The sequence below is a fragment of the Streptomyces sp. NPDC059142 genome, assembly GCF_042755665.1.
GTDB lineage: Bacteria > Actinomycetota > Actinomycetes > Streptomycetales > Streptomycetaceae > Streptomyces.
This window is the reverse complement of sequence record NZ_JBHZDA010000001.1, coordinates 81,553-103,047: the sequence shown is the minus strand read 5'-3', so window position 1 is coordinate 103,047 and position 21,495 is coordinate 81,553. Positions and strand designations below refer to the sequence as shown.

At 70.5% G+C, this 21,495-nt stretch carries 17 protein-coding genes; 6 read left to right on the top strand and 11 right to left on the bottom strand.

Annotated elements, in window-relative coordinates:
- Window positions 1-124 precede the first annotated feature (124 nt).
- The 4 genes from ACFXPK_RS00465 to ACFXPK_RS00450 form a co-directional block, all read right to left on the bottom strand.
- The gene (locus tag ACFXPK_RS00465) at window positions 125-1,999 is read right to left on the bottom strand and encodes a SpoIIE family protein phosphatase (protein WP_385069977.1); all 1,875 of its coding nucleotides are present in this window, start codon (window positions 1,997-1,999) and stop codon (window positions 125-127) included.
- Window positions 2,000-2,451: 452 nt separating this feature from the next.
- Complete coding sequence (locus ACFXPK_RS00460) at window positions 2,452-3,117, bottom strand: DUF402 domain-containing protein (RefSeq protein WP_385000237.1); 666 nt, start codon at window positions 3,115-3,117, stop codon at window positions 2,452-2,454.
- 62 nt (window positions 3,118-3,179) lie between these two features.
- Window positions 3,180-4,577, bottom strand: coding sequence for a class II fumarate hydratase (locus tag ACFXPK_RS00455; RefSeq protein WP_385000233.1), 1,398 nt, complete (start codon window positions 4,575-4,577; stop codon window positions 3,180-3,182).
- Window positions 4,578-4,698: 121 nt separating this feature from the next.
- Window positions 4,699-6,384: a fumarate hydratase gene (locus ACFXPK_RS00450; RefSeq protein ID WP_385000230.1), complete on the bottom strand. Its 1,686-nt coding sequence runs from the start codon at window positions 6,382-6,384 to the stop codon at window positions 4,699-4,701.
- A 197-nt stretch (window positions 6,385-6,581) separates the two neighbouring features.
- On the opposite strand from ACFXPK_RS00450, the gene ACFXPK_RS00445 reads away from it, so the two are divergent.
- Both ACFXPK_RS00445 and ACFXPK_RS00440 read left to right on the top strand, forming a co-directional pair.
- Window positions 6,582-7,298, top strand: coding sequence for a DUF1707 domain-containing protein (locus tag ACFXPK_RS00445; RefSeq protein WP_385069973.1), 717 nt, complete (start codon window positions 6,582-6,584; stop codon window positions 7,296-7,298).
- 204 nt (window positions 7,299-7,502) lie between these two features.
- The gene (locus ACFXPK_RS00440; protein ID WP_365808065.1) at window positions 7,503-7,874 is read left to right on the top strand and encodes a WhiB family transcriptional regulator; all 372 of its coding nucleotides are present in this window, start codon (window positions 7,503-7,505) and stop codon (window positions 7,872-7,874) included.
- Between the two features lie 162 nt (window positions 7,875-8,036).
- On the opposite strand, the gene glpX is transcribed toward ACFXPK_RS00440, so the two are convergent.
- The gene (gene glpX / locus ACFXPK_RS00435; protein ID WP_384999216.1) at window positions 8,037-9,068 is read right to left on the bottom strand and encodes a class II fructose-bisphosphatase; all 1,032 of its coding nucleotides are present in this window, start codon (window positions 9,066-9,068) and stop codon (window positions 8,037-8,039) included.
- A gap of 123 nt (window positions 9,069-9,191) precedes the next feature.
- Here glpX and ACFXPK_RS00430 point away from each other — a divergent pair, with 123 nt between their 5' ends.
- A complete protein-coding gene (locus ACFXPK_RS00430) occupies window positions 9,192-9,794 on the top strand; it encodes a DUF4245 domain-containing protein (protein ID WP_385069969.1) in 603 nt (200 codons plus the stop codon).
- Between the two features lie 259 nt (window positions 9,795-10,053).
- Here the strand turns inward: ACFXPK_RS00430 and ACFXPK_RS00425 are convergent, their stop codons facing one another.
- The 3 genes from ACFXPK_RS00425 to ACFXPK_RS00415 form a co-directional block, all read right to left on the bottom strand.
- Window positions 10,054-10,305: an exodeoxyribonuclease VII small subunit gene (locus ACFXPK_RS00425; RefSeq protein ID WP_384999222.1), complete on the bottom strand. Its 252-nt coding sequence runs from the start codon at window positions 10,303-10,305 to the stop codon at window positions 10,054-10,056.
- A 79-nt stretch (window positions 10,306-10,384) separates the two neighbouring features.
- Complete coding sequence (gene xseA / locus ACFXPK_RS00420) at window positions 10,385-11,596, bottom strand: exodeoxyribonuclease VII large subunit (RefSeq protein WP_385069966.1); 1,212 nt, start codon at window positions 11,594-11,596, stop codon at window positions 10,385-10,387.
- A gap of 109 nt (window positions 11,597-11,705) precedes the next feature.
- A complete protein-coding gene (locus ACFXPK_RS00415) occupies window positions 11,706-13,124 on the bottom strand; it encodes an APC family permease (RefSeq protein ID WP_385069963.1) in 1,419 nt (472 codons plus the stop codon).
- Between the two features lie 86 nt (window positions 13,125-13,210).
- On the opposite strand from ACFXPK_RS00415, the gene ACFXPK_RS00410 reads away from it, so the two are divergent.
- The gene (locus tag ACFXPK_RS00410) at window positions 13,211-14,236 is read left to right on the top strand and encodes a 4-hydroxy-3-methylbut-2-enyl diphosphate reductase (protein ID WP_384999232.1); all 1,026 of its coding nucleotides are present in this window, start codon (window positions 13,211-13,213) and stop codon (window positions 14,234-14,236) included.
- 97 nt (window positions 14,237-14,333) lie between these two features.
- A complete protein-coding gene (ppgK, locus tag ACFXPK_RS00405; RefSeq protein ID WP_384999235.1) occupies window positions 14,334-15,071 on the top strand; it encodes a polyphosphate--glucose phosphotransferase in 738 nt (245 codons plus the stop codon).
- A gap of 45 nt (window positions 15,072-15,116) precedes the next feature.
- Here ppgK and ACFXPK_RS00400 read toward each other — a convergent pair whose 3' ends face one another.
- Window positions 15,117-15,740, bottom strand: a complete 624-nt coding sequence (locus ACFXPK_RS00400) for a DUF6542 domain-containing protein (RefSeq protein ID WP_384999238.1) — start codon at window positions 15,738-15,740, stop codon at window positions 15,117-15,119.
- 206 nt (window positions 15,741-15,946) lie between these two features.
- Here ACFXPK_RS00400 and ychF point away from each other — a divergent pair, with 206 nt between their 5' ends.
- Window positions 15,947-17,035, top strand: a complete 1,089-nt coding sequence (gene ychF / locus ACFXPK_RS00395; RefSeq protein WP_384999241.1) for a redox-regulated ATPase YchF — start codon at window positions 15,947-15,949, stop codon at window positions 17,033-17,035.
- Between the two features lie 373 nt (window positions 17,036-17,408).
- Here the strand turns inward: ychF and ACFXPK_RS00390 are convergent, their stop codons facing one another.
- Window positions 17,409-19,289 (bottom strand): DNA/RNA helicase domain-containing protein, encoded by a 1,881-nt coding sequence (locus ACFXPK_RS00390; RefSeq protein ID WP_385069957.1) that lies wholly within the window; start codon window positions 19,287-19,289, stop codon window positions 17,409-17,411.
- A 110-nt stretch (window positions 19,290-19,399) separates the two neighbouring features.
- Window positions 19,400-21,457, bottom strand: a complete 2,058-nt coding sequence (locus ACFXPK_RS00385) for a DUF2075 domain-containing protein (protein WP_385069955.1) — start codon at window positions 21,455-21,457, stop codon at window positions 19,400-19,402.
- Window positions 21,458-21,495 lie beyond the last annotated feature (38 nt).

Here is a 21,495-nt window from a genome sequence, read left to right as displayed (position 1 = left end):
CCGGGGCAGCGGTCACTACTGGCCGCGTGCCCCAGCTAAACCCGGCGACACCTTGTCGGCAACATATGCGCGGCCGGGCCCCACGGGTCCCGTGCCCGGGCGCCGGCCCGGGCCACGCGGCCCCTCACACCCGGGTCGGGATCTCGAACCAGACCACCTTGCCGGTCGAGAGCCGGGTGGCCCCCCACCGCCGGGCCAGCCGGTTGACCAGGAACAGCCCCCGGCCGCCCTCGTCCGTGTCCCGCGCGCGCCGCTGCCGGGGGAGCTGCGGCGAATCGTCGCCCACCTCGCAGCGCAGTACGTCCGTACGGAGCAGCCGCAGCGTCACCGGACGCTCCGCGTACCGCACCGCGTTCGTCACCACCTCGCTGATCAGCAGCTCGACCGCGTCGCTCAGCTCCTCCAGGTCCCACCGGGCCAGCGCCCGCCGGGCGAGCCGCCTGGCCCGCCCCGGCGCCGCGTCCTCCGGGTCCAGGAACCAGTACGCCACGTCGCTCGGCGCGATCCCGTCGAAGCGGGCGGCGAGCAGCGCGATGTCGTCGTCGCGGTCCCCCGGGCCCAGCACGTCGAGCACGTCGTCGCAGAGCGCCTCCAGCGGCGGCGAGTGATCGGGCCCGGTGAGCTGCGCGGTGGCCGCCAGCCGCTCCCTGAGCTGCTCGATCCCCGTCCACACGTCACGCAGCCGGGACTCGACCAGACCGTCCGTGTAGAGCAGCAGGGTCGCCCCGGCGGGCGCGTCCAGCTCGACGGCCTCGAAGTCCACGCCGCCGACGCCGATCGGCGCCCCTGGGGGCACCCGCAGCACCTCCGCCCGGCCGCCGAGATGCAGCAGTATGGGCGGCGGATGGCCCGCGTTGGCGATGGTGATCCGGTGCGCGACCGGGTCGTACACCGCGTAGAGGCAGGTCGCCATCCGGTCGGTGCCGAGCCGCTGCGCCTGCTCGTCGAGGTGGTGCAGCACCTCCTGCGGCGGCAGGTCGAGACCGGCCAGGGTCTGCGCCGTCGTCCTGAGCTGGCCCATGATCGCGGCGGAGGTCATGGAGTGGCCCATGACATCGCCCACGACCAGCGCGACCCGGCTGCCGGGCAGCGGGATCGCGTCGTACCAGTCGCCGCCGACCCGGGCGGTCTCCGCGGCGGGCAGATACCGGGAGGCGAGCCGTACACCGGTGGGCTGCGGCAGGTTCTCCGGCAGCATCGTGCGTTGCAGCTCGTCCGCGATGTACGCCTCGCGCCCGTACAGCACCGCCTTGTCGATGCCCAGCGCCGTGTGGGTGGCGAGCTGCGCCGCGACCAGCAGATCGTTCGGCTCGAAGGCCGCGCGGTCGGGGCGGCGCAGGAAGACGGCCGCGCCGATGACCCGCCGCCGGCCGCGCAGCGGCGCGAGGATCGCGCGGTGCCCGGTCGGGACGATGCGGTCGGCGCCGAGCAGTTCGGGCAGTGCGGCCCTGGCCGCCGCCGAGTCGCCGAAGACGGGGCGGACCCCGCGCAGCACCTCGGAGAGCGCGCCGCCGGAGAAGACCTCGCAGAGTTCGGCCGCCGGCATCGCGTCGGACTGCGGATCGAGGATCGGCAGCCGCAGGCCCTCGGTGATCTGCGGGGGCAGCGCGCCGCTCGTGGGGTTCTCCGGATCCTCCTCGGTCAGGCGCAGCCGGTCCGTACGCCGCAGCCGCAGCACGAACGGGGACACGGGGCGCTCGTCGCCGACCGGCAGGGGATCACGCAGATAGACGAGTATGGCGTCCGAGAAGGTGGGTACGGTCGCGCGGCACAGGCCCAGCACGATCTCGTCCAGGTCTATGCCGCGGGCGATCCGCCGGGTGGCGGCCCCCACGAAGCGCAGCCGGTCCCCCTCGCGCCGGGCCGTGGCGGCGGGGTCCGGGGCGGGCCCGGCGGGCTGTGGCACGGAGGCGGCGGACTCCTGCCGCGGCCTGGTGCGTTCCTGCTGCCGGGCAACCAGGGGCTGCCGGCCTTCGTGGGAGGGGGGATGCTCCGTCACGCGTGGGATTCCGTCCGTCCGGGCCGGGGGTGCGATGCGCTCTCTTCGACTGGGTGACAGCCCTGGCGCACGGCTCCACTCCCCTCGTAGTGAGTCACTGTCGTTGTGGCGTGCGGTCGTAGCGGTCAACAGTGGTGCGTGTGTCGTGTGGTGACTGGTGGTCAGGCCGGCTGCGGGGTCACCCCGTTGACGGATGCCACGGGGCTGCGACCGGACGCGACCGGACGCGGTGTTCCGGAGGACGATCCTACGTTTGCACCCTGGGGGCACATCAAGGATCTCATGAGGTCGTATGCGCCGGGGCGGTTACCCGGACCCGAATCCGTCCCCCGTGGCAGGCGTGCGGCCCGCCACCAGTCACCTCGTGCGGCACCGCGGCGCACTCAGGGAAATGTTCGAAGGGGGGCCCGGCGCCCCTCGGGACAACGCCCGCGGGGCGGCCGTGCCGGGCCTCAGGTGACCAGCCGGGCCGGGGTGCGGTCCCAGCCGTCCGGGAGGCGGGGCACCGGCCAGTGCGGCTCGGGGCGCCAGTGCTCCCAGCCGTCGCGGAACGGGGTGCCCCACGCGTCGATCAGTTCGATCGCCGCGCGCCCGGCCGCCTCGACCCGCCGCGCCTGGTCCGGGGGCATCAGGCCGTCGCGCTGGGCCTGCGCGAACTCGTCCTCGTCGCGCCACCGCCAGCTCCGGTCCGGATAGACCTCGATGTCGAGGAAGTGGTCCTCGGAGTCGATGCCCCCGGCCCAGCGCGTGCGGGGCTCCTCCAGGTTCACGTACCAGTTCTGGAAGCGCCAGCCGCGCTCCCACCACAGCCAGACCGACCACGGGTCGCCGGGGCGCGCGAGCTTCAGCACGCCCATCCCGTACCACCGGTCGCGCACCACGGTGCGCGGCGCGGTGTAGCGGGTCGCCAGCGGCTCGTGGTGCACCGGGGCGCCGTCCGCGCGGGCCGGCCGGACACACGGGGTGTCCGGGGCCAGCCACACCGCGAGCAGTTCGTCCGTGTCCTGCACGACCGTGACGGGGCGGCAGATGTGCACGCCCTCCCCGGCGTTCTCCCGGTACCGCCACAGGATCTGGGTGCCCGCCGCCCAGTGTTCGTTCGCCGCCGTCTCCTTCATGGAGGGATCTTACGGGGTGTGCGCGGCCGGTGCCGGGCCGTTGCCGGCTCCACCGCACCCGTTCACGGATGTGTCATGCGCAGGACGTCCAGGGCCTCGTCGAGTTGCTCCAGGGTGAGTTCGCCGCGCTCCACGTACCCGAGCGCCAGCACGGTCTCGCGGATCGTGGTGTGGTCCGCCAGCGACTTCTTCGCGACCTTCGCGGCGGCCTCGTACCCGAGGTACTTGTTCAGCGGCGTGACGACGGACGGCGACGACTCCGCGTACGCGCGGGCCCGCTCCACGTCGGCGGTGATCCCGTCGACCGTACGGTCCGCCAGCAGCCGCGAGACGTTGGTCAGCAGCCGTACGGACTCCAGGAGGTTCTTGGCGATCACCGGGAGCATCACGTTCAGCTCGAAGTTCCCGGCGGCGCCGGCCGCGGCGATCGTCGCGTCCGCGCCCGTGACCTGCGCGGCGACCATCAGAACGGCCTCCGGGATCACCGGGTTGACCTTGCCGGGCATGATCGAGGAGCCGGGCTGGAGGTCGGGCAGGGCGATCTCGGCGAGGCCGGTGCGCGGGCCCGACGCCATCCAGCGCAGATCGTTGGAGATCTTCGTGAGCGAGACGGCGAGCGTACGGAGCTGGCCGGACGTCTCCACGAGCCCGTCCCGGGCGCCCTGCGCCTCGAAGTGGTTGCGGGCCTCCGTCAGCGGCAGCCCGGTCGCCCGCGCCACCTCGGCGATCACGGCGGCGGAGAAGCCGGGCGGGGTGTTGATGCCGGTGCCCACCGCCGTACCGCCCAGCGGCAGCTCGGCCAGGCGCGGCAGCGACGCGGTCAGCCGCTCCACCGCGTACCGGATCTGGGCCGCGTAACCGCCGAACTCCTGGCCGAGGGTGACGGGCGTGGCGTCCATGAGGTGCGTACGGCCCGACTTCACGACGTCGGCGAACTCCTCCGCCTTGCGCTCCAGGGAGGCGGCGAGATGCTCCAGCGCCGGGATCAGCGCGCCGGTGACGGCGGCCGTGGCGGCCACATGGATGCTGGACGGGAAGACGTCGTTGGAGCTCTGCGAGGCGTTGACGTGGTCGTTGGGGTGGACGTCCCGGCCCAGCCGCTCGGTGGCGAGCGTGGCGAGCACTTCGTTCGTGTTCATGTTCGAGGAAGTGCCGGAGCCCGTCTGGAAGACGTCCACCGGGAAGTGGTCGTCCCAGCGGCCCTCCGCGACCTCGGCGGCGGCCTCCTGGATGGCGTCCGCGACGTCCTGGTCGATCACCCCGAGCCCGGCGTTGACCTTGGCGGCGGCGGCCTTGATCCGGGCCAGTGCCTCGATGTGCGTACGCTCCAGCCGCTGGCCCGAGATGGGGAAGTTCTCCACCGCGCGCTGCGTCTGCGCGCGCCACTTGGCGTGCGCGGGGACCCGTACCTCGCCCATGGAGTCGTGCTCGGTCCGGTACTGGTTCTCATCGGTCGTCATCGTCGTCGTACCTCCTGTGAGGGGAGCGTCGGGCCGATCCGATGTGTTCCCGGACGGCCCGCTTCCGCACCGGAAGGGGCCGTCCGGGGGCGCGGGGGGCCGCGCGGCCCCCCACGGACGGTCAGCCGAGGCCGGGGCCGCGGACCGGGATGCTGGTGAAGGTGGGCGCCGGGGCGGGCTCCGTGAAGAAGTCGCTGCCCTTGTCGTCCACGACGATGAACGCGGGGAAGTCCTCGACCTCGATCCGCCAGACCGCCTCCATGCCCAGCTCCTCGTACTCGACGACCTCGACCTTCTTGATGCAGTCCTGCGCCAGCCGGGCCGCGGGGCCGCCGATCGAGCCGAGGTAGAAGCCGCCGTGCGCCGCGCAGGCGTCGGTCACCTGTTGCGAGCGGTTGCCCTTGGCGAGCATCACCTTGGAGCCGCCCGCCGCCTGGAACTGCGCGACGTAGCTGTCCATCCGGCCGGCCGTCGTCGGGCCGAAGGAGCCGGAGGCGTACCCCTCGGGGGTCTTCGCCGGGCCCGCGTAGTAGACCGGGTGGTCCTTCAGGTACTGCGGCATCTCCTCGCCGGCGTCCAGCCGCTCCTTGATCTTGGCGTGCGCGATGTCGCGTGCCACCACCAGCGGACCGGTCAGCGAGAGCCGGGTCTTGACGGGGTACTTGGTCAGCTCGGCGAGGATCTCGTCCATCGGACGGCGCAGGTCGATCCGTACGACGTCGCCGCCCGCGTTCTCCCCCTCGCCCTCGCCCAGGTGCTCGTCCGTGGTCTCCGGCAGGAAGCGCGCCGGGTCCTTCTCCAGCTCCTCCAGGAAGACACCCTCGGCGGTGATCTTCGCGACGGCCTGGCGGTCGGCCGAGCAGGAGACGGCGATCGCGACCGGCAGCGAGGCGCCGTGCCGCGGCAGCCGCACCACCCGTACGTCGTGGCAGAAGTACTTGCCGCCGAACTGGGCGCCGATCCCGATCCGCTGCGTCAGCTCGAAGACCTTCTGCTCCAGCTCCTTGTCACGGAATCCGTGACCGGTGGGGGAGCCCTCGGCGGGCAGCTCGTCCAGATAGTGCGCCGAGGCGTACTTCGCGGTCTTGAGCGCGAACTCCGCCGACGTACCGCCGACGACGATCGCGAGATGGTAAGGCGGGCACGCGGCGGTGCCCAGCGAACGGATCTTCTCCTCCAGGAACTTCATCATGGAGGTCTCGTTCAGCACCGCCTTCGTCTCCTGGTACAGGAACGACTTGTTGGCCGAGCCGCCGCCCTTCGCCATGAAAAGGAACTTGTACGCGCCGCCGTCCGTCGCGTACAGCTCGATCTGCGCGGGCAGGTTCGAGCCGGTGTTCTTCTCCTCCCACATGGTGAGCGGGGCCATCTGCGAATAGCGCAGATTCAGCTTCGTGTACGCGTCGAAGATTCCGTGCGAAAGGGCTTCCTCGTCGCCGCCCTCGGTCAGCACCTGCTGGCCGCGCTTGCCCATCACGATCGCCGTACCGGTGTCCTGGCACATGGGGAGAACGCCCGCCGCCGCGATGTTCGCGTTCTTCAGAAGGTCGAGCGCCACGAACTTGTCGTTCGACGACGCCTCGGGGTCGTCCACGATCCGGCGGAGCTGCGCGAGGTGGGCCGGGCGCAGGTAGTGCGAGATGTCGTGCATCGCCTCGGCGGCGAGCGTGCGCAGCGCCTCGGGGGCGACCTTGAGGAACGTACGCCCGTCGGCCTCGAAGGTGGAGACCCCGTCGGCGGTCACCAGGCGGTAGGGCGTGGTGTCCTCCCCCAGCGGAAGCAGATCGGAGTACGCAAATTCCGGCATTACGGCCATTCCTCACTCGACAGACGGCGGCGCGGCCCCCATTGGCTGCGGCACGCTCCAGCCTAGGGCGCGCCACCGACACCGCTCCTGTGAGGTAAGGCTCAGTAAGGCCCGGTAAGGGCGGCGGGCCCCGCCGGAGCCGACCGACACGGTACGGGCCCTAGTCGCGATCTATCGCGTTTCGCTACGCTGTGGACGTGGACCTCGAAAAGCAGCCTCAGCAGCCTCAGAAGCCGGCCGAACGGAAGCCCGTCGCGCCGGCGGAGCCCGGGCCCGCGGGTTTCCGCGCCTCCGACGCCGACCGGGACAGGACCGCTGACATCCTCAGGGAGGCCTTGGCGGAGGGCCGCCTGGACGCCGAGGAGCACGGCGAGCGGATCGACGCCGTCTACCGCGCGAAGACGGTCGGTGAACTGGAGCCGCTGGTACGGGACCTGCCGGCCCCAGGTGCCGACGGCCGCGCCGCGGCACCGGCGCGCGGCACGGGCGGCGGCTACGGCTACGGGCCCGAGGACCCGGCGGCCCCCGCCGAGAACATGATCGCGATTTTCAGCAGTTCGACGCGGAAGGGGCGTTGGCGTATTGGCGCCAAGGTCAACGCGTTCGCGCTCTTCGGCAATGTCGAGATCGACCTGACAGAGGCACTCTTCGGCCAGCGGGTCACCGTGATCAACGCGACGTCCATTTTCGGGAATGTGGAGATCACGGTTCCGGAGAACATCACGCTGCGCGGCAACGGCAACGGGGTCTTCGGCAATTTCGAGGTCCGGACGCTGGAGGCCTCCGACCGGGACGCGCCCACGGTCGTGGTGAACGGCACTTCCGTCTTCGGCAATGTCGAGGCCAAACCGAAGCGCGGCAAGTGGATCGCGAATCTGGTCAACGACGCTCTCCGTAAGCACCTCGGTCACTGACGTCTCCGCGCCCCGGCCGCCGTCACTCCCGTACCGGGGCAGCCGATTTCCGGCCAGAGACGGTCGGTTGGGTCCCGATGTCCGAAATTCCGTACGGCGTTCCGGACACCCGAACTGGGTGCCACTCAGTGCATAGGCGTGCGCACAGCGGGTAGGGAAAGCTGCATCGTCTCTCGCTCGCGAAGCCGTCGTCAGGAGTAGACCGTGCTGCAACTGCCGCATCAGCCCCTCCAGGTGGCCGCCCTTCCCACCCAGCGGAGTCCCGCTCGGGAGGACCAGGCCGGACCCTGGCATTCGGAGGCTGTATGCCGTCGGGACGAAGCCGGATTGTTCTTCGCCCCCTCCAAGGAGCCGACAGCCGCGAGGCTGGCGCGGGAGGAGGCCGCGAAGCGGGTCTGCGCCCGGTGTCCGGTGATGCTCGAATGCCAGGAGCACGCGCTGCTCCAACCCGAGCCCTACGGGGTGTGGGGCGGGCTGACGGCGGCCGAGCGCCGGGTGGTGCTGGCGCGCCGCAGGCGGCGCGAGGTGGAGCTGAGAAAGGCGGCGGCCGGCGACCGTATCGCCGCCGCGGGCTGAGGCTTCCAGCACTTTTCCGCTTTCCCGCTCTCCGGGGGACGCGCACACGAGGACGTGAACGGACGGAAGGGGCGCCCCGCCGCACAGAGGGGCACCCCTTCCGCCGAGTCCGTCGCACGGGACCCGGGTCGGAGACCCGGCACCGAGCCCGGCCGGCGGGTGTTACTTGGCGCGGTCGAAGTCGATCGTGCTGTAGGCGCGCAGCTTCGACAGCCGGTGGGTCGCGTCGATCTGCCGGATCGTGCCCGACTTGGAGCGCATCACCAGGGACTGGGTGGTGGCCGTCTCCGAGCGGTAGCGCACGCCCCGCAGCAGTTCACCGTCGGTGATGCCGGTGGCCACGAAGAACACGTTCTCGCCGCTGACCAGGTCATTGGTGGAGAGCACCCGGTCCAGGTCATGGCCGGCGTCGATCGCGCGCTGCCGCTCCTGGTCGTCCTTGGGCCAGAGCTTGCCCTGGATGACACCGCCGAGGCACTTTATGGCGCACGCGGAGATGATGCCCTCGGGGGTGCCGCCGACGCCCATCAGCAGATCGACACCGGTGCCCTCGCGGGCGGCCATGATCGAACCGGCGACATCGCCGTCGGAGATCAGCTTGATACGGGCACCGGTCTCCCGGATCTCCTTGATGATGCCCTCGTGGCGGGGACGGTCGAGCACGACGACCGTCACGTCCTGGGGCGAGGAGCGCTTCGCCTTCGCGACCCGGCGGATGTTGACCGCGACGGGCGCGTTGATGTCCACGAAGTCGGCGGCCTCGGGGCCGGTGACCAGCTTGTCCATGTAGAACACCGCGGACGGGTCGAACATCGTGCCGCGATCGGCCGCGGCGAGCACGGCGATGGCGTTGGGCATGCCCTTGGCGTTCAGGGTGGTGCCGTCGATCGGGTCCACCGCGATGTCGACCTCGGCGCCGGTGCCGTCCCCGATCTCCTCACCGTTGAACAGCATCGGGGCTTCGTCCTTCTCGCCCTCGCCGATCACGACGACACCGTTCATCGAGACGGTGGAGACGAGGGTGCGCATGGCGTTCACCGCGGCGCCGTCCGCGCCGTTCTTGTCGCCGCGCCCGACCCACCGGCCGGCTGCCATCGCGGCGGCCTCGGTGACCCGCACCAACTCCAGGGCGAGGTTGCGGTCGGGGGCCTCGGGAGACACCTCAAGGGGGGACGGAAGCTGATGTTCGGTCAACGGAGCGCACCTTTCTGTACGGCGACGACCGGAAAAGAGGGTGATACGACTCTATCCGCACATCGACATATTGAGCAGAGGGGCCCACGTATGAGCGCGACCGGGTGATGCGACGATGGGTCCGTGGCAGGTATGCGAGGCAGACAGACAGTGCGGGACATGTTCCTGTCGATGGCGGTCATCGGGGTCGTCGTCGCCGCGATCTACATGTTCATTCCGCACGACGACACACCGGCCCCGGTCAAGGCGGTCGACTACCGGGTCGAGCTGGTGACCGCGCGCCGCGCGGCGCCGTACCCGGTACTGGCCCCGGTGGGGCTGGCGCAGACGTGGAGGCCGACCTCGGTCACGTACGAGCGGCAGAACGCCGACGCGTGGCACCTCGGCTATCTGGACCCGGACGGCGAGTACGTGGCGGTCGAGCAGTCGACGGCGCCCGCGAAGAAGTTCGTGGCGGAGGTCAGCCACCAGGCCGAGAACACCGGCGAGACCCAGCAGGTGGCGGGCGAGACCTGGCAGCGCTGGAAGGGCCCGAAGTACGACGCCCTGGCCCGCACGGAGGGCGACGCCACGACCGTGGTGACCGGCACCGCGTCCTACGGGCGTCTGGCCGAGATGGCCGCAGCCCTGGAAGCCGACAAGGCCACCGACAAGGCCGACAGGACCGCCGGCACGGAACCCGGCACGGGCGCGAGCGCGGAGACGGTCGCGGAGGAGAGCCGGTAGGACGAGCGCGGGGCGGCCCGGCCGAGGGCTCGGGCGCGCGGCCTCGGGCGCGTGGGCCGGGCTCGGGCGCGTGGCCCGGTCGAGGGTGCGGGCCGCGCGGACGGCCCTACGGACCTGATGCCCCTGCGGACCTGATGCCCCTGCTGTCTTGGCTCCCCTACAGTCCTGGCTCTCCTACGGCTCGGCGCGGTCCGCGACGGCCGGCGACGGAGAGCTGAGACGGGGCGGGCCGGGGCTCCGACCCGGATCGGAAGGGGGCCTACGCGTCCCGCGCCGCCTCCGGAGTCTTCTCGGCCAGGGACGCGTCCAGCCGGGCCCGCGCGCCCTCCAGCCAGTGGCGGCACACCTTCGCCAGCTCCTCGCCGCGCTCCCACAGGGCCAGCGAGTCCTCCAGCGACGTACCGCCCGCCTCCAGCCGCCGTACGACCTCGATCAGCTCGTCGCGCGCCTGCTCGTAGCCCGGTGTGTCCGTGGCGGAGGCCGCTTCCGCGGTGTTGTCCGTGCTCGTCATGTCATCCACCCTATGTACGCGCGTGACCGCGCGATCCGACAACGATTCGTCCGCGCCGCGCATCCCGCGGCCGTGCCGCTCACTCCGCGACGACCCGCACCGTGAACTCGCCCTCCGCCACCCTGGCCCGCAGCTCCTCGTCCGCCGTGACGTCGCCCGGCGCCCGCACCACCGCCCCGTCCGGCCGCTGGAGCACCGCGTACCCGCGCTCCAGCGTCGCCGCGGGCGACAGCGCGACCACCCGCGCCCGGGTGTGCGACAGCTCCGAGTCGGCCCGGTCCAGCAGATGGCGCAGCACCCGGCGGCTCCGGTCGGCCAGCGCGGCCACCTCCACCTCGCGCTCCTCCACCATCCGGTGGGGCCGCTCCATCACGGGCCGGGCGAGCGCGTGGGCCAGCCCGCGCTCCTCGCGGTCCAGCAGCCCCCGTACCGTACGCAGCGCCCGGTCGCGCAGGCCCTGGACGCGGTCCAGCTCCTCGCCCACGTCCGGCACCGTCTTCTTCGCCGCGTCGGTCGGCGTCGACGCCCGTACGTCCGCCACCAGGTCCAGCAGCGGCGCGTCCGGCTCGTGCCCGATCGCGGAGACGACCGGCGTACGGCACGCCGCCACCGCCCGGATCAACTGCTCGTCCGAGAACGGCAGCAGGTCCTCCACGCTGCCGCCACCGCGCGCCACGATGATCACGTCCACCTCGGGCAGCCCGTCCAGCTCCTTGACCGCCTGGACGACCTGGGCCACCGCGTTGACCCCCTGCACCGCCGTGTTGCGGACCTCGAAGCGCACCGCGGGCCACCGCCGCCGCGCGTTCTCCAGCACATCGCGCTCCGCCGCCGACGCCCGCCCGCAGACCAGCCCGATGAGCTGCGGCAGGAACGGCAGCGGCCTCTTGCGGTCCGCGGCGAACAGCCCCTCCGCCCCCAGCGAGCGCTTCAACTGCTCCAGCCGCACCAGCAACTCGCCGATCCCCACCGGCCGTATCTCCGTCGCCCGCAGCGAGAGCTGCCCGCGCGGCGCGTACCACTCGGGCTTGGCCTGCACCACGACCCGCGCGCCCTCCGAGACGACGTCCGCGATCGCGTCGAACACCTGCCGGTAGCACGTGACGCTCACCGAGATGTCGTACGAGGGGTCCCGCAGGGTCAGGAAGACGACCCCCGCGCCCGGCCGGCGCGAGAGCTGGGTGATCTGCCCCTCGACCCAGATGGCGCCGAGGCGGTCGATCCAGCCGCCGATGAGCCGCGAGACCTCACCGACGGGCAGCGGAGCGTCCGCGGACGTGTTGAGTGCCATGCCGAGGAGCGTAACGGCCGCCTCTGACAACGCGCCGAATCCCCGCCCCGCCTCTTCCACCCGCCCTGGCCTGTGGCCGCGCCGGGGGGCCGCGCCGCAGGGCCGGGGCTCATCCGCCGGACGTCGTGGCGCCCGTCCGTCCTCCGCGTCCCCGCTGCACCAGCAGCACCACCAGCCCCACGGCCAGCCAGATCGCGCCCACCACCTGCGCCGTGCGCGCCGCCTCCACGATCACCGCGATCAGGATCGCCGCGCCGACCACCGGCAGCACCACATGCGCGAACCAGCGCGGCGGCCCCTCCCGGCGCCGTACCGCGAACCACCCCACCACCGACGCGTGCAGCAGCACGAACGCCGTCAGCGCCCCCACGTCCACCACCGAGACCAGATGGTCCAGACCGTCCGGGCGCCGCGCCGCCCACACGGCGGCCACCAGCGTCACCACCGCCGCCAGCAGCAGCGCCACCCGGGGCACGCCCGCGCTCGTACGGGAGAGCACATGCGGCAGCCGCCGCTCGCGGCCCATCGCGAAGAGCAGCCGGCCGGCCGCCGCCTGCCCCGCCAGTGCCGCGAACGCCGCCCCGATCGCCTTGCTCACCGCCACCAGGTCGTGCAACCAGGTCCCGACCGCCGTGTCCACCGCGTCGTAGAACGCCGAGCCCTGCTTCGCGGGATCGGCCGCCAGCTCCGCCGAGGTCACCGGCTCCAGCAGCGCCACCAGGTACGTCTGCGCGATGAACAGCACGCCCGCCAGCACCAGGCAGAACAGCACGGCCCGCGCCACCTGCCGCGAACCCCCCGTCACCTCCTCGGCGAACGAGGCGATCGCGTCGAACCCGAGGTACGAGAGCACCGCGACCGACACCGCGCCCAGCACCGCCGCCAGGGAGAACCCCGTATCGCTCGTGAACGGCGACCACCAGCCGCGCGTCGCCCCGTCCCGTACCAGCACCACCACGGCGGACACGACGAAGACCAGCAGGACGACCAGCTCCATCGCCAGCACCGCGAAGCCGACGCGGGCCGCGGCCCGTACCCCCCAGAGGTTGAGCAGCGTCGTGACCACCACGGCGATCGCCGTCCACACCCACCGGTCCACCGAGGGGACCAGCGCCTCCATGGCGATGCCCGCGAAGAGGTACGCCACCGCAGGGATCAGCAGATAGTCGAGCATCGCCATCCAGCCGGCGATGAAGCCGGGCCCTTCACCGAGCCCCTTGCGCGCGTACGCGAAGACCGAGCCGGCCTGCGGGGCGACCCGCACCATCTGGGCGTAGCTGAACGCCGTGAACGCCATCGCGACGGTCGCCACCACGTAGACGAGGGCCACGGCGCCGTGCGACCGGGCGTCGAGGGTGCCGAAGACGCCGACGGGGGCCATGGGGGCGATGAAGAGCAGCCCGTAGACGACGAGATCCCGGAAGCCCAGCGAGCGCCTCAGGCCGTCACCGCCCGAGGTGGCGCCCCCGTCCGCGGCTCCGGTGGTCGCCCTGTCCCCGCCGCTGTCACCGGTGCCGCTGCCGGCCATCGGGTCCCTCCCTCGATCGCGTACGCACCAGTGTCGTGCAGAGGGAGGACGTTCCGCCTCTTCTGCACGGCCTTACGATGGGAGGCATGACTGCAACGTCCCGCCCGTCGCCCGCCGCCACCCCCAGTGGAGACGCCGCGCGCCGCGCCGGCAAACGCGTCCTCCTCGCCGCTCCGCGCGGATACTGCGCGGGTGTCGACCGTGCCGTGATCGCCGTGGAGAAGGCCCTGGAGCAGTACGGGTCGCCGATCTACGTCCGGCACGAGATCGTCCACAACAAGTACGTCGTGAAAACCCTGGAGAACAAGGGAGCCATCTTCGTCGACAGGACGGCGGAGGTCCCCGAGGGGTCCATCGTCATGTTCTCCGCGCACGGGGTCGCCCCGGTCGTCCACGAGGAGGCGGCCGAACGCAGGCTCGCCACCATCGACGCCACCTGCCCCCTGGTCACCAAGGTCCACAAGGAAGCCGTGCGCTTCGCCAACGAGGACTACGACATCCTTCTCATCGGCCATGAGGGCCACGAAGAGGTCATCGGCACCTCGGGCGAGGCCCCGGACCACATCACGCTGGTCGACGGCCCCGAGGACGTCGCGAACGTCGAGGTGCGCGACGAGTCGAAGGTCGTCTGGCTCTCGCAGACCACGCTCTCCGTGGACGAGACCATGGAGACGGTCGACGCCCTCAAGGAGAAGTTCCCGCTGATGATCGCGCCCCCGAGCGACGACATCTGCTACGCCACCCAGAACCGTCAGATCGCGGTCAAGCAGATGGGCGCCGACGCCGATCTGGTGATCGTCGTCGGCTCCAAGAACTCCTCCAACTCGGTACGGCTCGTCGAGGTCGCCCTCGGCGCGGGCGCCCGCGCCTCGCACCTGGTGGACGAGGCAGCCGAGATCGACGAGGCATGGCTCGACGGGGTCTCCACGGTCGGGGTCACCTCGGGTGCCTCCGTACCGGAGATCCTGGTCGACGGCGTCCTGGAGTGGCTGTCGCAGCGTGGCTTCGAGGATGTCGAGATCGTCAAGGCGGCCGAGGAGTCGATCACGTTCTCGCTCCCGAAGGAGCTGCGCAGGGACCTGCGGGCCGAGGCGGCGGCGCTCTCCAAGTAGGACAAAGAGCGACGGAGTAAGCCGTTCCGGAGAGCCGGACCAGCCGTTCCGCCGTCCACGCACGTCGCTGTCAGCATCTGCCCGTAACGTTGTGTCCATGAACGTCTTCGGAGTGGACATCGGCGGTTCGGGGATCAAGGGTGCGCCCGTGGACCTCGACCGCGGGGACCTGGTCGAGCCCCGCTACAAAGTACTGACGCCACACCCGGCGACGCCCGAGAGCGTCGCCGACGGTGTGGTGGAGGTCGTCCGGCACTTCGGCTGGTCCGGGCCGGTCGGCATCACCTTCCCCGGGGTGGTGACGGGCTCGGTGATCCGTACGGCCGCCAATGTCGACAAGAAGTGGATCGACGTCGACGCGGGCCAGGTCCTCGGCGACCGGCTGAACCTGCGGACCACCGTCCTGAACGACGCGGACGCGGCGGGCGTGGCGGAGATGGCCTTCGGTGCGGGCCGCGGCCGCAAGGGCACGGTCTTCCTGCTCACCTTCGGTACGGGGATCGGCAGCGCGCTCTTCATCGACGGCCGCCTGGTGCCCAACACGGAGCTGGGCCATCTCGAACTGCACGGCCACGACGCCGAGAAGCGCGCGTCCACGAAGGCCAAGGACGACGAAGAGCTGAGCTGGCACCACTGGGCGCACCGGGTCCAGAAGTATCTGGCCCATGTGGAGATGCTGTTCTCGCCCGAGCTGTTCATCATCGGCGGCGGGGTGAGCCGCAAGGCCGACAAGTTCATCCCGCTGATCGAGGGGATCAGGGCCGAGATCGTCCCGGCGGAGTTGCAGAACAACGCGGGGATCGTCGGCGCGGCGATGACGGCGGCGGGCCGCTGACCCGGCGGGCCTTGGAGCGCCCGGGAGCCCGGCGCGGCTGACGAGCTACCCCCGTGGTCCCTGCCGTACCGCCCGGCTCGCGGTGGCCCCGCTCCGCGGGGCCGGGGTCCGGCCGCTCCCTGGCGCCCGGCCCCGGGGCCCGGCGCCCGCCCGGGTGGCGGCCCGGGTCGCGGCCAGGTCCCGGGCGAGCTGCCGCCGCCCCATCTCGCGCACCTTCCGTACGGTGGCGATGAGCCCGGCGACGAGCGTGCCGCCGTACAGCCAGCCCGCGTGCACGGCCAGCGTCGTGACGAGCCCCATGACCTGCCCGCCGAACCCGCCGCTCCCGCCGGAGATCGGCAGCGCGCCGACGGCGAAGGCGATCGGCACGGTGATCGGCGCGGTGACCAGGTCGGCGGGGCGCACCCACAGCGCGGTCACGGCGCTGACCGGCAGGAACAGCACCCCGTACACCACCGGCTCGGCGTCGAAGAGCAGCGTGTCCAGAAACGCGAAGAAGAGCATCGAGGCCGTGGAGAAGAGCCCGGCACCCAGCCCGGTGAGCCGCGGATTGGGCAGCCTGCGCAGCCGCTGCACGACCGGCGGCACGCGCCGCCGGCGCGCCGCGGGAAGGTGGCGCGGCCGGGGCCGCCGCTGGGGCTGCTGACGTGTCCTCTGCTGCTGCTCCACCGGACCAACGTAGGTGGCCAAGGGGGACGAACCGGGGAACCGGGGTCGGGACACGCCCTCCGGATGACACCGGAGCCGCGTTCGGGCCGTCCCGCCGCACCCGTCGTCGGCCGCCGCACCACGCCCGTAAACTGGGGGATCGGGCCGCGAAGGTCCTCAGCCAGTCCTCGGCCGCCGGCCGGTCCTCACTTCAGGAAGTCGCCAACGTGTCGCTCACGATCGGAATCGTCGGTCTGCCGAATGTCGGCAAGTCGACCCTGTTCAACGCCCTGACCAAGAACGACGTGCTGGCGGCCAACTACCCGTTCGCCACCATCGAGCCCAACGTCGGCGTGGTCGGCGTACCGGACCCCCGCCTGAACAAGCTCGCGGAGATCTTCGGCTCGCAGAAGATCCTCCCGGCCACGGTCGACTTCGTCGACATCGCCGGCATCGTGCGCGGCGCCTCCGAGGGGGAGGGGCTGGGCAACAAGTTCCTGGCGAACATCCGTGAGTCGGACGCGATCTGCCAGGTCATCCGGGCCTTCAAGGACGAGAACGTCGTCCACGTCGACGGCAAGGTCTCGCCCAGGAACGACATCGACACGATCAACACCGAGCTGATCCTCGCGGACCTCCAGACCATCGAGAAGGTCCTCCCGCGCCTCCAGCGCGAGTCGCGCATCAAGAAGGAGGTCCTGGGCCAGGTCAAGGCGATCGAGGAGGCCCAGTCCATCCTGGAGACCGGCGAGACGCTCTTCTCCGCGGGCATCGTCCAGGGCACGGAGAAGGCCGAGCCCCTGCGCGAGCTGCACCTGCTCACGACCAAGCCCTTCCTCTACGTCTTCAACGTGGACGAGGAGGAGCTGACGGACGACACCTTCAAGGACGAACAGCGCGCCCTGGTCGCCCCCGGCGAGGCGATCTTCCTCAACGCCAAGCTGGAGTCCGACCTCGCGGAACTGGACGACGACGAGGCCCTCGAACTCCTCCAGTCGGTAGGCCAGGAAGAACCGGGCCTGGCCACCCTCGCCCACGTCGGCTTCCGCACCCTGGGCCTCCAGACCTACCTGACGGCAGGCCCGAAGGAATCCCGCGCCTGGACGATCAAGCAGAACGCCACGGCCCCGGAGGCGGCCGGCGTGATCCACACCGACTTCCAGAAGGGCTTCATCAAGGCGGAGGTCATCTCCTTCGCCGACCTGGTGGAGACCGGCTCGGTGGCGGACGCACGCGCGGCGGGCAAGGCGCGCATGGAGGGCAAGGAGTACGTGATGCAGGACGGGGACGTGGTGGAGTTCCGCTTCAACGTGTAGCGGCTGGCGTGTCATCACATTGCTGATCTGGTGAACGTACAGGTCAGGAGGGGTCCGGCTCTTCGGGGTCGGGCCCTTGGCCGTTGCCGTGCCGGGTTGTTCGCCTCAGGTGAGGAACCCGGTCGGCGTCCTGGTGAACCAGGCGGCCGTCCTCGGCGACGAAGTGCCCGGTGGGGGTGATGGTTGCCCGTACGGTGTTCTCGCGTGGGTGAGGGGCCATGGCTCGCGCGGTGGCGTCACCGGACTGCGTGGTGCCGAGCCCGGGCGGCGCCGCTCTCGGCGGCGCTCTCTTTCACCAAGCGCCCCGCGTCTGGTCCCGTCCGTGCCGCACGCCCTGGGCCCCTCGCATCCGTATCAAGCGGGGCCGAGCGAGTCACACACCCACGAGGCACGAGGCCGCGCCGGTCAGCTCCCGCAGCTTTTCGCGTGTCTCGGCATCGGTCGAGTACACCACCGTGCCGATCATTCCCCGTGTCAGCAGCACCTTGTACGTGTTGCTGATCAGCCGGGTAACATCCGCGTCCGGTGTCGACTTCTTGAAGACCGGGTCTTTGGACGCCGTACGGTCGGTGACCCAGTGATCGCCACGCCATACCAGGTCAGGGCCGATGATGACGCCACTCCAGTCGTATTCGAAGCCCTGCGCCGTGTACACACAGCCCACCTGTCCGAAACCCGCCGGATCGGTCGCCCACAGAGCGGCCGGAGGGGCTCCCGCGACCGCCCGGTCACCGAAGACGTTCCAGGGCCGTTCCCACTCGCCGACGACGACGTCCGCGGGAAGTGCCTGCCCTGCCGGTACCTTCTTTGTCCACTTCCAGCAGTAGCCCGCGGACATGCGCGCGCTGTACCCCTGGGACCGGCGGTCGTCGAGGAACGCCTCCATCTCCCTCGGACTGTCCGCGACCATGAGCTGCATCTTGCCGTCCGGTTCCCATGTCACAGGACCGCCCGGCTCAAGCCCGAGCAGCCGCACGACCCAGCGCAGATACGCGTCGCTGCCACCGCAACGGAACTGGCTGTCGAGCGAGACCACCTGACAGCGGATTCCCTTCTTCGCCGCGGCCGCCTCGATCTCCGCGACCGTGCCCATCTCGCCGGGCCGGACGACCTGGTGCTCGTCCAGCAGGAATATCGGCACGCGCGCCGCGTCGATGAGTTCCTCGACCTGTGCCTTACCGGTGCGGTTCGATGCCGGTGTGTAGCGGTTGGCCGATGTCTCCCGCATGCGGTGAGCCTCGTCGCAGATCAGAACGTCGAGGCCGTTGCGTTCGGCGGTCATGAAGCTGTTGAAGTACTTGAAGAGTTCCTTCACCTCACGCTTCCGAGCGCCCGCGATCTTTCTCATGGTCGTGGTGAACGAGCTGGAACCCGTCGCGTGCAGCGCGGTGGTGCCCTGCCGGTACAGCTCACCGAGGAGTGACAGAGCGATGACGCTCTTGCCGGTGCCGGGTCCGCCGGTGACGATCACGACCTCTTTGTGATCGGACCGCTTGGCGCGCCGCACGGCATTGAGGACCGTGCGGTACGCGATCTGCTGCTCGTCCAGCAGAACGAACTGCTCGCGCTCGCGCACCTCCTGGGCGGCCACTGCCATGAGCTGCTTCGAGGGGCCGATCTTTCCGTTGACGAGCTCGTCCGCGGCCGAGGCGCCTGACCCGGCCCCCAGCCTCGTCCGCAGGAAGTCGATGAACTCTCCGCGCCGCGCTCCGATGAAAAGCTGACCGTGCTGGTCCTGCTCGGTCTCGAACAGCCCGCTGACGCCGAACTCGGTGGCATTGTGCAGATACGCGGCACCGCTGACACGTTCGGGATGCTCGGCCAGCGCACCGTTGAACGAGATGAGGTATTCGCAGTAGCCACGTACCTGGTCGACGGGGTTCAGCACTGCTCGGGCGTACGCTTCGATGCGGCAGAGCGACGGATCGTCGTCGTCCGGTTCGGCGCTGCTCCACTGTTTCAGCTCCACGACGACGTACGACGGCAGGCCGGTTTCGGGATGTCTCCCGGCCAGCACCGCGTCGGCACGCTTGCTGTTCAGCGGCAGCCCGTACTCCAGGAGCATCTCCACTTGCCCGAGCCCCGCATCGTTGAGCGCGTTCGCGAGCACCGGGATGCTCCGTTCCCACGAACGGACCTCGGACGAACCAGGTTTGTGACCGTGCACGTGCACGAACTGCTCCGTCAAGCGGAAGAACAGGGCACCTGAGTGGCATTCGGCAGCGACCGCTGCGGCAGAGTCGCGGAACAGCAAGACATGCCCCCAGGCAGCACGAAGAATCTCGTGCGGGTGGGGGCATGTCCTTCGTCGCTCCGCCAGGCGGAGGGGAAGCCCGGCGGGCCGCAGCTACGTCGGGATCAAGGTTACCCCTGTCGCCTGCGGTAGGCGGGTGGCAACTGTGATCCTTCGGCGGTGAGCTTCGGACGGCCACCGGCGTACTGCTGCATGCCGATGGCGCCCGCGATGAGCCGTCGTAGTTCGTTGTGTGCCGCCTGATCGAACGCGTAGACCACCGTTCCGACCACGCCGCGGGTAAGAAGCACGTGGTAGGCGTTGAGGACGCACCGGGTGACGACCGCTTCGTCGATCGGCCCCCGGAAGGCGGGGTCGCAGGACGCACTCCGGTCCACCGTGAACTTTCCTTTACGGAATACCAGGTCGGGGCCGATGATGACGCCGTTCCAGTCGTACTCGAAGGTCTGTGCCGTGTAGACGCAGCCGATCTGGTCGACGCCACGGCTATCGGTCGACCACAGGTCCGCCCGTGGTGCGTACGGGACGCTGTGCTCCGGCTTCACGTTCCAAGGGCGGCGCCAGTCCCTGATGTGCACGTCGTCGACAAGCTGGTCTCCGTCCGGGTTGCTCCACGGCCAGCAGAAACCCGCGGTGATGCGGGCTGTGGCCCCTTCCAGATGGCGTTCCCGGATGAACTGCTCCATCTGCTCGGGGGAGTCGGCGACCGTCAGCGTCATCCTCCCGTCCGGTCGCCAGGCGACCGGATCGGAGGCGTCAAGGCCCAGCAGTTGCTGCACCCAGCGCTGATACCGCTTGCTGCCGCCTGCCCGGAACGTGCCCTCCAGATCGGTCACTTCGACATCGCAGCCCATGCCCTCGGCGAGCTCTTTGAGATACGTGGCAGTGCCCACCTCGTCCGGACGGATCGACTGGTGATCGTCGAGCAGGAAGATCGGCACTTTGGCGGCTCTTATCAGCTCGGTCGCCTGCGGCCGGTCGTCGTCCCGCAGAGCCTTCGGCATCCAGCGGTACGTCGAACTGCGTCGCATGCGGTGCGCCTCGTCACAGATGAGGACGTCGACGCTGTCCGGTGGAGTCTCACTGAAGCTGTTGAAGTACCGGTACAACCTGTTGGCCGCGCGGCGCTTGCCCGCTGTCTGCCCTCCACGGGCGGTGCTGAGCATGATCTCCCGCAGAGTCTCCGTGTAAGCGTGTGAGCCGCTCGCGAGCACGGCCTCGCGGCCCTTGAGCCCGAGGGCACGCTGCAACTCCAGGGCCACCGCGCTCTTCCCGCTGCCAGGGCCGCCCCGCAGGATGTAGACACGCTTGACGCCTGGATCGGGAGCCTGGCTGTGGGCGGCTTCGGCGTCGTAGAACAAGCCGACGTCGAAACTGGTGAAGTGAGCGGTTTTCTCCAGATGCCGGGTGATCCGGTCGACCGCGACGTACTGCTCGTCGAGGAGCGTCAGCCCGCCACCGCGGACGGAGCGATCACGGGCCACCTCGGTGACCTTGCGCAACGGGTCCTGGCGGGCCCGCTCCAGCGCGGTTGCCGCACGCTTCCCGGACGCTACGCCGAATCTCGACGTGAGCACTCGTCGGAAGCGGGCCAGATCATCGAGCGTGTAGAGGAAGCCGTGGTCGGTCTCGGGCAGGCCGAACAGCGCCTCCACGTCCGCGTCACGTGCGTTGTGGAGCAGCGCGACCCCCATCAGCGTGTCTTCGTTCTCTCTCAGATGAGGCAGATAGCGGAGCATGTACTCGCAGTAGCGCTGGACCTGCCGGACCGGATGCAGTTTGTTCTTCCCGTCGCCGAACCCGAGATCGACGGCGATGGGGCACAGTGGGTCCACTGTGGCGTGCCGTACCTGCTTCAGCTCGATCGCAAGGTACGAATCCGTCCCCGTACCTGGGTGCCGGCCGCACAGGACCAGGTCGACCGCGCAGTTGGTGTGCGGCAGGTCGACCTCGACCTGCACCTCGACTTCGTCGAGGCCGCAGTCCAGCAGAGCTTGTACCACTACGGGGATGCTGTTGTTCCAGGAAGCGATGTCGCCCTTGCCGGCCGTTCCTCCCCTGAGCCGGGAATGCTCGTGCATCAGTTGCTGGGTGAGTGGAAGGTGCGCCGATTCGGCTCGGGGCACGATGAGTCGGCCGATTTCGGCGGCGGACAGTTGCAGGAGCACGAAGGGTCCCCAGGCACGAGATGACTCGTGCGGGTGGG

Excerpts from the sequence above, each read along its gene's own strand:
- ACFXPK_RS00460 (WP_385000237.1), bottom strand. The coding sequence starts at position 3,117 with ATGAAGGAGACGGCGGCGAACGAACACTGGGCGGCGGGCACCCAGATC.
- ACFXPK_RS00455 (WP_385000233.1), bottom strand. The coding sequence starts at position 4,577 with ATGACGACCGATGAGAACCAGTACCGGACCGAGCACGACTCCATGGGC.
- ACFXPK_RS00450 (WP_385000230.1), bottom strand. The coding sequence starts at position 6,384 with ATGCCGGAATTTGCGTACTCCGATCTGCTTCCGCTGGGGGAGGACACC.
- ACFXPK_RS00425 (WP_384999222.1), bottom strand. The coding sequence starts at position 10,305 with ATGACGAGCACGGACAACACCGCGGAAGCGGCCTCCGCCACGGACACA.
- xseA (WP_385069966.1), bottom strand. The coding sequence starts at position 11,596 with ATGGCACTCAACACGTCCGCGGACGCTCCGCTGCCCGTCGGTGAGGTC.
- ACFXPK_RS00415 (WP_385069963.1), bottom strand. The coding sequence starts at position 13,124 with ATGGCCGGCAGCGGCACCGGTGACAGCGGCGGGGACAGGGCGACCACC.
- ACFXPK_RS00410 (WP_384999232.1), top strand. The coding sequence starts at position 13,211 with ATGACTGCAACGTCCCGCCCGTCGCCCGCCGCCACCCCCAGTGGAGAC.
- ppgK (WP_384999235.1), top strand. The coding sequence starts at position 14,334 with ATGAACGTCTTCGGAGTGGACATCGGCGGTTCGGGGATCAAGGGTGCG.